The organism is bacterium, assembly GCA_026708015.1.
Taxonomy (GTDB): domain Bacteria; phylum Actinomycetota; class Acidimicrobiia; order Acidimicrobiales; family Bin134; genus Poriferisocius.
Genome location: JAPOVT010000056.1, coordinates 208,771 through 223,978, shown reverse-complemented (window position 1 = coordinate 223,978; position 15,208 = coordinate 208,771). Strand labels below are relative to the sequence as shown.

Sequence of the window (15,208 nt, the reverse complement as noted above, 5' to 3'; positions counted from 1 at the left end):
CCATCAAGAGCTCAGCGTCAGGTCGCGACGACCCTCTGAAAGACGTGCTCTTGGTGCCAGGTCAAGTAGGTATCCCCAGGACGCTCACCCTGCTCTGGAATCACCAACTTTGGTCTGAGCGCTGGCCGAGGTACTGGTCAACGCCGGGGTCAGCACGGGTACTCGTCTCAAGTTTCTGCGCCAGATGAACTTTGAGCCCCCCATTAACGGTTATCAGCCCCGTGTCAAAAGCCGCGCCATGAGTCGGACATGCTGCCAGACGTCAGGCAGGCTCAGCCACAAGACGCATGACAATGTTTTCGTGCCATGCATCAAATTTGTACAAGAGATGAGAAGCGGTAGAGGCCTTTTTGTGCAGGGCATTTATAATCCAAAGCATTGCAGACACATCAGGCTGAACGGTCAGTGCCTCAAATTGTCCGATCGAAAGAGAATCGTCGCTTGGTGCATCACCAATTGTCTGAAAGGATATTCCAGAAACCACTCGAATGATCATATACTTACCCAATACATGAATGACATTAGGCCGTCTGTCTAAAGTTATATCGCTGTGTTCAAGATAGAAACTATTGAGATGGTCTAGAAGTGTATCTGCCGCCACTCCATCATAAGCAAAGATCACCTTATAGGGAGTGTCTAACCAGCCTTCATCATGCAATTTCAACATAGGGTTGGCAAGCCCACTTTTGTCTGGCATACCAGGGATCGACGCGCATCCCTCTAGAGCCCTAAGCAGTGAATCCTTGTCCAACTTAGATTTTATCTCAGCGACACCGACTGATCCCTCCAATGGCGCAATGTGCTTGCTGCCATCCGGCATAACGAATCTAGGAGTATGCCCATCGGTAACTATGACATCCATCTGGGAGGATTTAGCTCCATTCATATCAAACAAGTACCCGCCAAGGAACACATCGCAGGTCTTTGGGAGATGTCGCTCAAGAAAGGTTCGATATGCTTCCTCCCGTTCCGTTCCGGTGTCCGAAGTGTGGGCAAACACGCTTGCTTGTTCGCCTTTGCTCTTCAACTCGATCGCCATTGCCTTGAAGTGTTTTTTTAGATCATCAAATGCATCTGTTGTCATTGTAATGCCATCCATTGTGCTTCGACATGTACGTAACCATCCCGCCATAACTCTGCTGAAGTCTTCCGCTCTCACTAAGTGGACACATCAGGAGCTTTCACCGCTGAATCTACTTCTCGTGCTAAACACCACCAAGAACCTTCGATCAGCACAGAGTCTGGAGTAGAAGAATCAGAAACCCTTACCCGGGCGCTGACTGACTCGCCTTTGCCAGGGACTGTGATTCCAAGTTGGCGAGCGATCTCGCGGTGGGCCTCGTACTGGCCGAGGATGATGATGCCTTCTTCCCGGAGCTGGCTGCGGGCACCGCCGTTGCCGCGGATTCGCTTCATGTAGTCGGCTTGTTGGGCGACGGTGGCCACGACACCACGTCCTATCCGCTGGCCCTGCACGGTGCGGAACAGGCGTCGGATCCTTTCGGCCCCAGACTTGGGCCCCATGATGTGGTTGACGTCAGCTTCTGGAATCTGGAGCAGGACGTTTGGTGGGAGTTCGCTTTCCTGGAAGAGCCAGCGTACTGATGACATCCCGTCTTGGCTGAGGCTGGCTTTCCTGTCCCTATTTCCCCCCTTGGTGAGCATCTCCTTGAGAGCTCTGACCAAACCCAGCGTCCAAACCGACTTACCGTCATCAGCCCAGATCACCATGCACAACTCGCCTCGAGCCTCTACTGGGATCATCCAACCGCCCAGCTTCTGCGAGTACTTACAGTCCACTTCTATGTTGGCGATCTTGTAGTCGAGCTTCTTGCCGTCTGCGAACTGGAACTCGCGCTGCATGTTGATCTCGACCAAGGTTCCGCAATGGGTCTTTTCCGTCTTGTGAAGCTGATCCCACTTGTACCGTCCGGTGCGTTGGCCATCGTAGAGCTGGTCAAGCGTGTCCCGAAGGACGGTCGCTACTCGGCTCTCGAAGTCTCGAATGCCCATCAATTCATCGGCAACCGCTTCTAATTCAGGATCTGGTCTTGCGTTCACTGGCCGAAGTTCTACAAAACAGCTTGTTGACGGTCAATCCCTACCGTCCCTGCCCCAGCAGCTTTGCGAGATGGAGGGCGATGGCCTTGCCCAGCAGCGAGGGGACGGCGTTGCCGATCTGGCGGGCGATCTCGATTTTGGTGCCTTCGAAAATGAAGACATCTGGGAAGGTCTGGAGTCGAGCAGCCTCGCGGTGGGTGATGGGGCGGTCCTCGCTGGGGTGCAGGTAGCGACCCTTCTCGGGCTTGTAGAACTCGGTGCGGATGGTAAAGCTGGGCCTGTCCCACCACAACCGGCCCATAACGTCCGTCGTTCCGGTCGGCTTGTTGGCCCAGCAGGCAGGGGTTAGGTCGGGTCGAGCTCGCTGGAGGTCGAACCGGTTGCCGCCCTCGGGGATTGCCTGGTATCGCTCTAGAGAAGTCGGCCGTGGGTTCCGGCGGATATGCAGGTCCTGAAACCCGTCTCTCATGACTGGCTGGTCTGTCGTTGGCTTCGGTGGCAGATCCCCAATGGCATCCCGCACCGTCCGCGCCGGTTCCTGGCCTATTGGACCACCCCCATGCGTGGGGGGTGGCGGCCACGGAACCTCCCTGCCTCTCACCGCCATAAAGATTCCCCTCCGCCGGCTTTGTGGAACTCCATAGTCCACCGCGTTCAGCACTCCGTAGCTATAGCAGTACTCGCGTAACAGCGGATGAGATGCGAGTCGTCTCAGCAGCTCTTCGAACTCAGCCGACTTCTGAAACTCCGGGACGTTCTCAATGACGAATGCCAACGGCTCAACTTGCTCGACCGCAGCGAGATAGTGCTCCCAGAGTGCGTTCAACTCAGCACGAGACTGGTCATCCCGGTCACGGCCGAGCGGGGAAAACCCCTGGCAGGGAGGGCCACCGACAATGACCTCCGCTTCTGGGTAAGTGATCGGGTCAAACCCTTCGATATCACCGTCGTACACGGTGACGCCGAAATTGGTCTTGTAGGTCAGCGCTGCTGCGGGATCGTGCTCAACTGCGAAAGCGGACTCAAACCTGATGCTGTCGAGTTCGTCGTTGGCTAGATCGAATCCCAGCGACAAGCCCCCTGCCCCCGCGAACAGATCAATCGAGCGGATGGTTCTGGACATCCTCGGTCCCTCGCTTCCTTGGTGTAGACGGTAGTGCGATTCCAACTCACACTTATGTCATTATCTGAAAGCGAGAGACACTTTCGCGCAGTATGAATTGTCAGGCCTGACTACGCAAGCGCTGCCGTATGGCCTCGAACTCTGATCGGTTCATCGGCTGACGGCCACTGACCAGCTCAGCAGGTGAGAGTCGGGAAGCAATACGAGCTAGCTCGTTTTGCACATGCCAATGCAGCGGTACCCCAGCGGCAACTGCCTGCTCCTCCAGTCGCCGGGCAACTTCTTCGTCGAGGTTCTTGATAACCAGGTCCACAAACTGTGTCTACCAGAACATGGAAACACGGCGCAGTAACTGCTCAGGGCCAAAGCCGGTCAGTGGTGAGAGCTTCGTGAAATTGGTCGACGGGCCAGACGTGGATCCCGTCTTCGGTTCGGAAGTCGCGGGTGCCGTTGTAGATAAGGATGCGGCGTGTCAAGCCAGCCAGGCCGTCGATGGCTCGCAGGCCCTTCAGCATGGTGGTGTTGTAGCCGGTCGAGGCCTTGACTTCGAGGGCGAGATGCTCATTGCCGCGAGTGAGCAGGAAGTCGACCTCAGCATCCGACTCGGTGGGCGACCAATAGGCAATGGCATCGAAGATCGCTTGGGTTTCGTTGTGGGCCCTTAGAAGCCCATAGACCCAGCCCTCCAACAACGCGCCTCGCTCTTCGGCGGTCACCGGATCGAGTTGTCGCTTCGCTGCTCTCACCAAGCCGGGGTCGACCCAATAGAGCTTGGGACGTCGTCGCTCTCGCACCCGGAGTTTGGCCTCGAACGCCTCCAAGCGGGTTACGAGCAGTGTGTCTTCTAGCACCTCCAGATAGCCGGCCACGGTGGGACGGGCAACTCCTGTGTCTCGTGCCAAGCCAACCACATTGAGCGTCTGGGCATGCATCAGCGCGGCCACCGGGAGGAATCGAATGAAACCGGGCAGATTCCGCACCGCGGCCTCAGCTCTGATCTCCTCGCGAAGATAGAGCTGGGTGTAGCTCTCCAAGACTTCACGGCGGTCATCGGCGGCCCAAACCAGAGGGATGGTTCCAAAGCGAAGGGCCTCGTCTAGATCGAAATCGCCACCCAATTCGGCCGGAGTGAGCGGATACATGGCCTTGCGAGCTGCCCGCCCAGCCAGCAGATTCGTGCCCGCAGTCTTGAGTTTCCGGGCGCTGGAGCCCAGTAATGCAAAGCGAATACCTCGTTCTTCAATCTGGCGGTGAACCTCATTGAGCAGTGCGGGTATGCGCTGCACTTCGTCCACTACCACCCAGTGTCCTGGCTCAACGCCTGACAAGAGGTTCCCGAACAACGCTGGATCGGCCAGCAGATCAGTGAACAGCGCCTCGTCCAGCAGGTCGAAGCGGGTGGCTTCAGGCAACATCATGCGCACCCATGTGCTCTTGCCCACGCCTCGCACGCCGAACAGAAAGAAGCTCCTGTCGGGAACCGCCAAGAGCCTTGTGTACACCATGTCGACAAAAATAGCCGAAAAGTGACAACACCTATACATTTTTCGATCTCTCCATCTCCTGGGGAGGCAACAAACTGGCAGGGTGCGCGAAGCTACGGGGATGAGCACTTGGGTTGACGTGACCACGTATGGCGATCTGGTGGTGCGGGGGGCTGCGTTGTATGGGGACCAGGACGCGGTGGTGTTTCCCGATACCCGGCACAGCTTCAACTCGTTGGAGGCCGCGGCCAGGCGGTCGGCTCGGTCGCTTTTGGGGCTAGGGGTTCGACCCCAAGACCGGGTGGGGATCCTCATGCCCAACTGCATGGACTTCATCGAGGTGATGTTTGGAGTGGCGCTCATTGGCGCGGTTCCGGTTCCCATCAATGCCCGCTTCAAGGGGCGGGAATTGGCCTACGTCACCGAGAACGCCGACCTGAAGGTACTGGTCACCAGCGACATCATCGACCAGTTCACCGACTATGTGGTGATCCTCCACGACTGCCTGCCCGGTCTGGCAGAAGCTGCTGATCCGGCCAATCTCGATCTCGATGTTGCTCCCGAGCTGAAGGCAGTAGTGCTGCTGGGCAGTTCTTCCCCGGCCGGAATGGTGGACCGGTCTGCGTTCGAAGCCCTCGCCGACGATGCCACAGACGACGAGGTGGAGTTGCTCCGTACCCGGGTGGCCATCCGCAACGAGGCCCTCATGATCTACACCTCGGGCACCACCGCAGAGCCCAAGGGCTGCCCCTTGAACCACGAGTCGCTGGTGCGCACCGCGGTCACGGCATGCCGGTCCCGGTTCGAGCTGACCGACACCGACGTGTTCTGGGACCCGCTCCCCCTGTTCCACATGAGCTCGATTCTCCCTCTCATCGGCTGCCTGGACGCGGGGTCGTCCTACGTGACCATCACCCACTTCGACCCAGCCGAGGCCATCGCGCAGATGCGGGATGAGAAGGCCACCGTGTGCTTCTCCACCTTCCCTCCGGTCACCCAGGCCATGATCAACCACCCCGACTGGGACTCCGACGAGTTCCAGCGCATCCGGCTGATGAACAACGTGGCACCGCCCGATGCCCTGCGGGCCATCCACGCCCTGCTCCCCTGGGCCCGCCATGTGAATGCCTACGGACTCACCGAGTGCGGCGGCGTGGTGTCCTTCTCCGGCCCCGACGACCCGCCGGAGACCTGGGCGGTGTCGTCGGGCCGCCCGTTCCGGGGCATCGAGGTCAAGATCAAGAACCTCGAAACCCGAGAAACGCTCTCTGAGCCCAACCAACCGGGAGAGATCTGGGTGCGGGGCTACAACGTGTTCGAGGGCTACTACAAGGACCCGGAGAAGAACGCCGAGTGCTTCGACGAGGAGGGCTGGTTCTTCACCGGCGACATCGGCTCGCTCGACCCGGATGGGCGCATCAGCTATCTGGGTCGCACCAAGGACATGCTCAAGGTGGGCGGCGAGAACGTGGCCGCGGTGGAGATCGAGAGCTACCTCCAAACCCACCCGGCGGTGGCCATCGCCCAGGTGGTCCCCCTGCCCGACGAGAAGTACGCCGAGGTGCCAGCGGCATTCGTCGAGCTCAAGCCCGACGCCGAGGCCACTGAGGAGGAGCTGATCGAGTTCTGCCGAGGCCAGATCGCCAGCTTCAAGATCCCCCGCCACGTCCAGTTCGTGGCTCCCAACGAATGGCCCATGTCCGCCACCAAGATCCAGAAATTCCGCCTAGCCGAAAAGCTCCAAGCCGAACTGGGGCTGTAACCCCCTACTCGCTATAGCCGTCGGGCAATTGGTCGACGTGCCAGATTTGGCTCCTCCACCAACGCCACTTCCCCGCGATCACATCCTCGACTGTGCAGTGCGGATGGGGCTCGAGCCAGTCGATCTCAGAGTCGACGATCTGGAACAGGCAGCCGTGCCCTGACTTGGGCCGCACATAGGTCTCCCGCCAGTGGGGTTCGCTCAGGTCGGTATCCACCACCTCATAGCCGGTGGCCTCTAGGTCCACGATGGCAGCTTCCACGTCGTCCACGAAGATGGTCACGTGGTGGAACCCCTCCCCGTGTTTATCGATGAAGCGGCGCAGGTAGCTCTGCTCGTTTAGCGGCTCCAGCAGCTCCACCTTCACGGTGTCGGGCAGCTTGAACATGGCGGTGCGGATGTCGAGCGGCACGTCGTCGCCCCCCATTACGAACTGCCCGCCGAACACATCCCGAAACAGCGGCACGGCAGCCTCGATGGAGCGCACTGCGATCCCGATGTGATCCCACCGTTGAATGCGCGGCGACACCGCCGGATTCGAGTCCAAACGGGCCGGATATCCGGCATCGCCCATTGTTCTCCAGCCCATAGCCCGCCCCTCCCGGTGTTCTCACATTCTTTGAGCAGCTTCCAAGTGTGCTATCTAGCAGGGTATGGGCAAGCTTGACGAAGCCATCGCCGGACAAAGCGGATTTCCCCGGGTGATGCCCGGACTAGACCAGCCGCTCACTGTGCCCCAGAAGATCGCCTGCGCCGCCCGCATCCTCGACACCGAGGGGTATGCGCTGGATGTGGCCGGGCACATCACCGTCGTGCGAGACGATGCCGACGACGGCTCCATGTGGTGTACCCCCTATGGGCTGTGGTGGAACGAGATCACCGCCTCCGACATCTTGATGATTGACGCCGATGGCGAAGTGCTGGAAGGCCGCTGGGATGTCACCCCGGCGGTGTTCATCCACACTGAGATGCACCGGGCTCGCCCCGACGCCCGAGTGGTGATCCACAACCACCCCTACTACGGCAGCCTCCTGTCAACCATGCACAAGCTGCCCGAGATCACCGACCAGCAGGCCTGCATGTTCGACGGCGACATCGCCCTGTTCGGCACCTATACCGGCGGTGTGGACGACGCCGCCGGCGGCCAGCACATGGCCGACGCGGTGGGCAGCGCCACCGCGGTGATCTTGGCCAACCACGGGGTGCTCATCGCCGGGGAGACCACCGAGCAGGCCGTGTACCGGGCCTCGAACTTCGAGCGGGTGTGCCGGCTCAATTACGGCGCCATGCAGGTTGGCCAAACCCCGGTGCCGATACCCCCCGAACAACGCCCCACCCTGAAGGCCGCGGTCAACAGCCATCACATGACGGTTCGGTACTACTGGGAGGGGGCGGTGCGGCGACTGCTGCGCGAGGCCCCCGAAGTGCTGAACTGACGGGGGCGACCATGAGCTCTTCTTCCAAATCAGCCCAGCCGCGCACCATCGGCGCCTGGATCGGCCACAAAGCCCAGGCCAACGGCGACCGCTTGGCGCTGACCGTGGAGGGGAGGGATAAGACCTACGCCGGGGTCCATCTGGATTCCGACCGCTTGGCTGCTGGTTTGACCTCCCTGGAATTGGGTCCGGGCGACCGGGCTTGCCTAATGATGCAGAACTCACTGGAGTGCATCGACGCCTGGTTCGCCATGAACAAGGCCGGGGTGGTGGAGGTGCCCATCAATCAGGCCTACCGGGGCCACCTGCTGGAGTACCTGATCAGCCAATCCCGTTCCTCGGCGGTGGTGTGCGACGCCGACTACCTCGACCGCATCGCCGAGGCGGCCCCAAGTTTGCCCGGCCTCGAGCACGTGGTGGTCAACCGAGCCGAGGGCACAGAGGACGTCGGCATTCCGGACTTCCCCGGCCACGTCACCGTCCACGAGCTGGCCGACCTCTACCTCGACTCCCCTGCTCCCGAGCCCGACGTGGACTACCGGGATACCGCGGTCATCTTGTACACGTCGGGCACCACTGGGCCGTCCAAAGGCGTAATGCTGTGCCACGAGGCCAACCTCAATTTGGCCCGACACACGGTGGACTTGGTGGGCTACGACAGGGAAGACGTGCTCTACACCGCCTTCCCGCTGTTCCACATCAACGCCAAGTACACCAGCGTGATGTGCGCCATGGAGGCCGACGCCCGCCTCATCATGGACCGGCGGTTCTCGGCCAGCCGTTTCTGGGACCGCTGCCGGGCCGAGGGCATCACCGCCTTCAATTACCAGGGCGGCCTGATCATGATGCTGTGGAAGCAGCCCGAGCGGCCCGACGACGCCGACAATCCGGTGCGCAACGGCTTCGGCGCTCCCTGCCCGATTGAGATTTGGGAACCGTTCGAGGAGCGTTTCGGGGTCCACCTCAGCGAGGTGTACGGCATGACCGAGGTGGCCATCACCACCGAGAACCGCCGGGGTATGCGCAAGATCGGCACCGCAGGTCGAGAGTCGGCCCTGTACCACGTGCAGGTGGTAGATCCCGAAGACCAACCGGTGCCCCCCGGAACTGCGGGCGAGATCGTGGTGCGGCCCAAGAAGCCCCACATAATGATCGACAACTACTTCGACATGCCCGACGCCACGGTTAAGGCGTTCCGCAATCTGTGGTTCCACACCGGCGACCGGGGCCGCCTCGACGAGGACGGCTACCTGACTTTCATTGACCGCATGAAGGATTGCGTGCGCCGCCGGGGCGAGAACATCTCCTCCTACGAAGTGGAGGCGGTTATCAACACCTGCGACGCGGTACTGGAGTCAGCGGTTATCGGCGTGCCTTCCGAGCTGGGCGAAGAAGAGGTGATGGCCGTGGTGGTGCTCAAGCCCGATCACGAGCTTTCCGAGACCGAGCTGCTGGACTTCTGCGTGCCCCGCATGGCCCACTTCGCCGTGCCCCGCTACGTGCGCTGGTGCGATGACTTGCCCAAGACCCCCTCAGAGCGGGTCCAAAAGTTCAAGCTCCGCGAAGAGGGCATCACTGCCGATACTTGGGATCGCGACGACGCGGGCTACGTGGTCCCCCGCTAGCCGGCAACGAAATTCGGATTCGGCGTAAACGTCAGCGGCAGCGAGGTCAGCCCCCGGGTGTACACGCCAGTCTCCACTTGTTCGTAACCGTCGGCATAGGCGATGTCGTCCATGGCGTCCAGCAAAGCATCCAGGGCCACGGTCAGCTCGGCCCGGGCCAGCATCGACCCCACACAGAAGTGGCGGCCCAGGGCGAACGCCGTGTGATCGGCCGCGGCGGTGAACGCCTTGTCGAACTCCATGTCAGTGCGGTGGATGTTGAACCGGTCAGGCTCGCCGAACGCCTCCGGGTCCCGGTTGGCGGCCCCCAGCAGCAACTCCAGGGTGTAGCCCGCCTCCACCTTGCCCCCGGAAAACTCAACCGGCTCATCGGTGTGGCGCATGATCATCTGCACCGGCCCGGTGAAGCGCAGCGTCTCGGCAAAAGCGCTGCCGATGAGCTGGCGGTCGGCCCGCACCTCGGCCATCTGCTCGGGGTTGTCCAGCAGGTTCCGCATGGTCAGCGTGATGGCCTTCTCGGTGGTCTCCCCGCCCGCGGTCAGCAACAGGCTGCAAAAGCCGCGGATGTCGTCGTCGGTCATCTGCACCCCGTCGAACTCCTTGGTCACCATGGCGGTGAGCAGGTCGTCGCCTGGGCTGGCCCGCCGTTCGGCGATCTTGGGCATGAGGTACTCCCCCATCTCCTCCCGAGCGGCCATGCCCCGGCGATTCTTCTCCTCGTCGCCGGTGATGTTGGACACGAAGTCCATGATCATCGTGTACCACTCGTAGAACTGGGGCACGTCCTCCATCGGCAGGTCGAGGAGTTGCACGATCACCCCGATCGGATAGTAGGTGCTGAACCGCTTGCACAGATCCACCTCGCCGTCGGCCAGGAATTCGCCAATCTGTTGGCGGGCTGCTTTGGTGATGGCCGGCACGATGCTCTGCTCTAGGTAGCTGCCCCGGAAGATGGGGTTGACGATGCCCCGATAGGACGAGTGCTCTTTCCCCTCCATTTGCAAAATGGTGCGTCCGTGTACCGGCTCGGTCTGCCATTCGTAGTTCCGACTGGAGATCTGGGGGTTGCGAAACGCCCCGGCCACGTCCTCATAGCGGCTGATCACGTAGGCCTGGGTGCCCTCGTGCCACATCACGGGATGCTCGTTGCGCAGCACCTCATAGAACGGGTAGGGGTTGGCGTCGTACTCGGGTGAGAGGATGTCTGGGGCAGCAGTCATGGGCCGTATAGTACGGCGGACTGCAAGAACGGCAAGAACAGAGGCACCAAGAGGGCCAGAAGATTCGATGAGCAAGATAACGACTCTGGAACAAGCAGCAGCGTCCATTTCCGACGGTTCCACTGTGGCCATCGGCGGCATGTCGATGAACAGCGCCCCCATGGCGTTGGTGCGCGAGCTGGTTCGCCAGGAGAAGAAGGACCTCGAACTGGTGGCCATCGTGTCAGGCATGGCGGTGGACTGGTTGGTGGCCGGTGAATGCGTACGCCGGGTGATCTCGGGGCTGGTCAGTTTCGAGGGCTTGGGGCTGGCCCCCAACTTCCGGGCCGCGGTGCAGTCGGGCCAGGTGGCCATCGAGGAGTACAGCGAGCACCTGTTGGTATGCCGCCTCCAGGCTCAGAGCCACGACTTGCCATTTATACCCACCAAAGCCGGCCTGGGCACCGACGTGCTGGGACTGCACGCCGCTTCAGGGACGGTGCGGGAGGAGAAGGACGGCCCCACCGGAGAGCACTATGTGGCCTGCACTCGCCTGCCGGTGGACGTGGCCTTGGTGCACGCCCACGAGGCCGACGACCGGGGCAACACCAGGGTCAATCCCAAGCTGATGTGGTTGGACAACGAAGTGGTGAACGCCGCCGCCCGTTCGGTGGTGTCGGTGGAGCGAACCTTGGGTACCGAGGCATTCACCGCGGAACCGGAGCGGACAACCTATCCGGGATTCATGATCGATGCGGTGGCTCCGGCCCCCCGGGGCGCTTTCCCGTGTTCGTGCTTTCCCGACTACAGCCACGACTCGGAGTTCTTCTTGGCGTATTCCCAGGCCGCCCGCAACCGGGAGACATTCACTCAGTTCTTCCAAGAACGAGTGGCCGGACCGGAGACCTGGGAGGATTTTCTGGCCGTCAACAATGTGGCGACGGGAGCGACTGCATGAGCACCCCGGTTCCCGGATACCACTGCACCATGGACGAGCTCATGGTGGTGACCTTCTCCCGGGCCATGTCCAACGACACTCGGGCCTTCAACGGCGCGGTGTCGTTCATCCCGGTGTGCGGCTATCTGCTGGCCCGGCGCACCCACGCCCCAGAATTGGTGTGGGCGGCCAGCTCCATCGCCATCGATGCCGACCCCGACGAGATCGGCGACTCCACCTTGTCGGATTCGCTGTGGGCCGGGGCCTCGATGCTGAGCAACTCCACTTTCGACTTCTGGGCCTTTGCCCAAGGAGCCCGCTACAACACGTTTGCTTTTCGGGGCGCGCAGATGGACGCCTGCGGCAACGTGAACAACACGGTGATCGGCCCCTACGACGCCCCCAAAGTGCGACTGCCCGGCGGCGGTGGGATGGCCGATCTCGGGGCCATGATCCCCCGCATCTACTTGTGGTCGTCCACCCACGACCCCCGCACCTTCGTGGAGCACCTTCACTTCCGTTCTGGCATGGGCTGGGGCGACGGGGGCGACCACCGGGAACGCTTGGGCATGCCCGGCGGACCCCAGCTGTGCATCACCAACTTGTGCGTGTTCGATTTCGAGCCGGTTAGCAAAAGGATGAGGTTGGCCTCGCTGCACCCAGAAGTCACCGCGGAACAGGTTCAGGAGGCCACCGGATTCGAAGTGCTGATGCCCGATGGCGAGGTTCCCACGACGGCTCAGCCCACGGCCGAGGAACTGCACATTCTGCGAACCGAGGTGGACCCGACCAGCGCCCGCCTAAGGGAGTTCTGAGTAATGGATGTAGCCAAATCTGTTGCTCTGGTCACTGGCGGCGCCTCGGGTTTGGGCGCTGGAGTGGTCAAAACGCTGGTGGACAAGGGCGGCCGGGCCTTGATATTGGACTTGCCCTCGTCGGCTGGAGAATCCATGGCAGCCGATACGGGCGACGCGGTTGCCTTTGTGCCCGTCGATGTCACAGACACCGATGACGTAGCGCAGGCCGTAGCCACCGCGGCTCAGGTATTCGGACGCATTGACGTGCTGGTGAGCTGTGCGGGGATCAGCTCCGGGCAGCGGGTGGTGTCCCGCGACGGCACCCCCAACTCCCTGGACCACTTCCGACAGCACATCGAGGTGAATCTGATCGGGCTGTTCGACGTGGCCCGCCATGCCGTGTCGGCCATGTCGGCCAACGAGCCCAATGCCGACGGCGAGCGGGGACTCATCGTGAACATCGCCTCCATCGCCGGCTACGAGGGCCAGGTGGGCCAATCGGCCTATGGATCGTCTAAGGCCGGGGTGATCGGTCTGACTCTGCCCATGGCTCGCGACCTGGCGGTGTGGGGCATCCGGGTGCTGACCATCGCGCCGGGCACCATGGACACCCCCATGCTGGCCACCCTCAACGAGGAGTTCATTGCCAAACTGGTGGAAGACAACGTGTTCCCTCATCGACTGGGCACTCCTGCTGACGTGGGCAACCTGGTGGTTCACTTCATGGAAAACACATTCCTCAACGGCGAAGCGGTCAGGCTTGATGCGGGGCTCCGCCTGACCAGTAACTAGACCCGATCAGGCCAGCATTCCGCCGTCGATAACCAAGACCGCGCCAGTGATATAGGACGCCGCCGGGGAAGCCAAGAAGGCCACCGGCAGAGCCACCTCGTCAGCGGTCGCCCACCGGCCCAGCGGGATGCCGATGCCGGCTTCGGCTACCACGGCGTCTTTGTCGTAGCTATCCCAGCCACTGGTATCCACAAAACCAGGGGCAACTGCGTTCACCCGTACTCCGTGGGGGGCCCACTCCCGCGCCAGAGCCTTGGTCTGCTGGAACAGGCCGCCCTTGGCCGCCGAGTAGGCCGCCATTCCGGGCAGATGGCGCAGACCCGACAGGGAGCCGACGTTGACGATGCTGCCCTGCCCTCGCTCGATCATGGAGCGGCCGAACGCCTTCGAGACCAGAAAGGGCGCAGTCAGGTTAAGTGCCACGGTTTTGGACCAACCCGGTTCAGCTATATCTAGTACCGGCGCGGTGAACCGGGCGCCTCCCGCGTTGTTCACGAGCACTTCAATCGGGCCTATGTCAGACGTGATTGTCTCAGCGGCGGCGGCCACGGCTTCAGGATCGGTCACATCGCAAGGGGCGACGGAGATCTGTGCACCGCCATCTCCCAACTCGCCGGCCAATTCCTCCAGCACTTCGGCCCGCCGGGCGATGAGGCCGACTCGGGCACCCTGGTCGACCAACACCCGGGCGATGGCCCCGCCGATGTCACCAGTGGCCCCGGTGACCACCGCACCCATACCCTTCAACGGCCTCTGGGGGCTCACGACAGGCTCACAGGCAGATGCTCCAAGCCCCGGCTCAACATGGTGGGCACCCACACCTCAGGTTCGGAACCCAGTTCTAGATTGGGTAGGCGGCGAACAAGGGCCTCCAATGCGATCGTTCCCTCCAACCGGGCTACCGATGCCCCCAGGCAGAAGTGCAGCCCAAAGCCGAAGCCGATGTGGTTGTTGGGATCGCGGGCAATGTCGAATCGATCGGGCTGATCGAACGCGTCGGGGTCTCGGTTGGCGGCGTGCTGCACGAGATACACCATGTCGCCTGCCGGCAGTGTCTTTTCCCCCATCTCCACCTCGTCGGCCAGGGTGCGAACCTCCATCTTGGACGGCCCGTCAAACCGCAGGATCTCCTCCACCGCCGGTTTGATCAGCGAGGGGTCTTCCCGCAGCTTCTGGAGCTGGCCGGGATGATTGAGCAGCACCCGAATGCCATTGCCGATCAGATTGGTGGTGGTCTCGTGGCCACCAAACAGAAACAGCACGCAGTTGGCCACGATCTCGGGATCTTCAAGGCTGTCGTCGCCCTCGGATGCATCCACCAGGTTGGAGATGATGTTGTCGGCCGGATGCTGGCGGTAGTGGGCCACCAAGTCGCCCAGATAGGCGGCCAGTTCGACCAGCCCCTGCTGAGCCCTAGCTCTGCGGTCGCCCACTCCCCGAGCCCCGAACACCAGGATCATCACGTCGTCGGACCAGTCCTTGAACCGGTCGCGGTCGTCGGGAGGCACCCCCATCATCTCGGCAATCACCACCGCGGGAATGGGATAGGCGAAGTCCTCGATCAGGTCGAAGTGGTCCCGCTCCGACAGACCGTCGATCAGCTCGTCGACCACGCCAGTGATTCGATCCCGCCACGCCTCCACCGCTCGAGGGGTGAAGGCCCGGCTCACCAATCGCCGCAGCCGGGTGTGGTCGGGGGGATCCCGGAACACCAGCCAGTCCATCAAGATGTCGTAGGTGGGCTGGCGCTCGGCCCTCTGCTCCTCGGTGAGGCGGTCATAGGCCGCGCCGATGCGCTCCGAGGAGAACCGGGGATCCCGCAAGGCGTCGAGCACGTCGTGGTAGCGGTGGATGAACCACGCCCGGTACTTCTCGTTCCAATGCACCGGATCGTGCTCTCGGAGAACCGAGAAATAGGAATGGGGATCGGCGATCCGCTCCGGCGACAGGACCTCATCGTCAATCACCGCTGTTGGCTGCTCAGTCATGGGG

General features: G+C 61.8%; 15 protein-coding genes. 6 read left to right on the top strand and 9 right to left on the bottom strand.

Annotation, left to right across the window (positions count from 1 at the left end; translation table 11 throughout):
* Positions 1 to 262: 262 nt before the first annotated feature.
* The 5 genes from OXG30_14835 to OXG30_14815 all read right to left on the bottom strand — a co-directional run bounded on the left by OXG30_14835 (position 263) and on the right by OXG30_14815 (position 4,689).
* Complete coding sequence (locus tag OXG30_14835) at positions 263 to 1,084, bottom strand: hypothetical protein (GenBank protein ID MCY4136164.1); 822 nt, start codon at positions 1,082 to 1,084, stop codon at positions 263 to 265.
* A gap of 74 nt (positions 1,085 to 1,158) precedes the next feature.
* Positions 1,159 to 2,061, bottom strand: coding sequence for a NaeI family type II restriction endonuclease (locus tag OXG30_14830; GenBank protein ID MCY4136163.1), 903 nt, complete (start codon positions 2,059 to 2,061; stop codon positions 1,159 to 1,161).
* A gap of 40 nt (positions 2,062 to 2,101) precedes the next feature.
* Complete coding sequence (locus OXG30_14825) at positions 2,102 to 3,184, bottom strand: DNA cytosine methyltransferase (GenBank protein MCY4136162.1); 1,083 nt, start codon at positions 3,182 to 3,184, stop codon at positions 2,102 to 2,104.
* A gap of 100 nt (positions 3,185 to 3,284) precedes the next feature.
* Positions 3,285 to 3,497 (bottom strand): hypothetical protein, encoded by a 213-nt coding sequence (locus OXG30_14820; protein MCY4136161.1) that lies wholly within the window; start codon positions 3,495 to 3,497, stop codon positions 3,285 to 3,287.
* 43 nt (positions 3,498 to 3,540) lie between these two features.
* Entirely contained in the window at positions 3,541 to 4,689 is a 1,149-nt protein-coding gene (locus OXG30_14815) for a DUF4143 domain-containing protein (protein ID MCY4136160.1), read from the bottom strand.
* Between the two features lie 100 nt (positions 4,690 to 4,789).
* On the opposite strand from OXG30_14815, the gene OXG30_14810 reads away from it, so the two are divergent.
* Positions 4,790 to 6,430, top strand: coding sequence for a class I adenylate-forming enzyme family protein (locus tag OXG30_14810; GenBank protein ID MCY4136159.1), 1,641 nt, complete (start codon positions 4,790 to 4,792; stop codon positions 6,428 to 6,430).
* Positions 6,431 to 6,434: 4 nt separating this feature from the next.
* Here the strand turns inward: OXG30_14810 and OXG30_14805 are convergent, their stop codons facing one another.
* Complete coding sequence (locus OXG30_14805; protein ID MCY4136158.1) at positions 6,435 to 7,019, bottom strand: VOC family protein; 585 nt, start codon at positions 7,017 to 7,019, stop codon at positions 6,435 to 6,437.
* 64 nt (positions 7,020 to 7,083) lie between these two features.
* On the opposite strand from OXG30_14805, the gene OXG30_14800 reads away from it, so the two are divergent.
* Positions 7,084 to 7,866 (top strand): class II aldolase/adducin family protein, encoded by a 783-nt coding sequence (locus tag OXG30_14800; GenBank protein MCY4136157.1) that lies wholly within the window; start codon positions 7,084 to 7,086, stop codon positions 7,864 to 7,866.
* 11 nt (positions 7,867 to 7,877) lie between these two features.
* Entirely contained in the window at positions 7,878 to 9,491 is a 1,614-nt protein-coding gene (locus OXG30_14795; protein ID MCY4136156.1) for an AMP-binding protein, read from the top strand.
* Here the strand turns inward: OXG30_14795 and OXG30_14790 are convergent.
* A complete protein-coding gene (locus OXG30_14790; protein ID MCY4136155.1) occupies positions 9,488 to 10,711 on the bottom strand; it encodes a cytochrome P450 in 1,224 nt (407 codons plus the stop codon). The genes OXG30_14795 and OXG30_14790 overlap by 4 nt on opposite strands.
* Before the next feature lie 67 nt (positions 10,712 to 10,778).
* On the opposite strand from OXG30_14790, the gene OXG30_14785 reads away from it, so the two are divergent.
* From OXG30_14785 to OXG30_14775, 3 genes are read left to right on the top strand one after another with little or no spacing between them, the layout of a single operon-like run.
* Positions 10,779 to 11,648: a hypothetical protein gene (locus tag OXG30_14785; protein ID MCY4136154.1), complete on the top strand. Its 870-nt coding sequence runs from the start codon at positions 10,779 to 10,781 to the stop codon at positions 11,646 to 11,648.
* Positions 11,645 to 12,442, top strand: coding sequence for a hypothetical protein (locus OXG30_14780; protein ID MCY4136153.1), 798 nt, complete (start codon positions 11,645 to 11,647; stop codon positions 12,440 to 12,442). The genes OXG30_14785 and OXG30_14780 overlap by 4 nt, the downstream gene beginning before the upstream one ends.
* Before the next feature lie 3 nt (positions 12,443 to 12,445).
* On the top strand, positions 12,446 to 13,216 hold the full coding sequence (locus OXG30_14775; protein MCY4136152.1) for an SDR family NAD(P)-dependent oxidoreductase: 771 nt from the start codon (positions 12,446 to 12,448) through the stop codon (positions 13,214 to 13,216).
* Positions 13,217 to 13,222: 6 nt separating this feature from the next.
* On the opposite strand, the gene OXG30_14770 is transcribed toward OXG30_14775, so the two are convergent.
* Together OXG30_14770 and OXG30_14765 are read right to left on the bottom strand one after the other, a co-directional pair.
* Entirely contained in the window at positions 13,223 to 13,981 is a 759-nt protein-coding gene (locus OXG30_14770) for an SDR family NAD(P)-dependent oxidoreductase (GenBank protein ID MCY4136151.1), read from the bottom strand.
* Positions 13,978 to 15,204, bottom strand: a complete 1,227-nt coding sequence (locus tag OXG30_14765) for a cytochrome P450 (protein ID MCY4136150.1) — start codon at positions 15,202 to 15,204, stop codon at positions 13,978 to 13,980. Before OXG30_14765 ends, OXG30_14770 begins: the two co-directional genes overlap by 4 nt.
* Between the last annotated feature and the right edge of the window lie 4 nt (positions 15,205 to 15,208).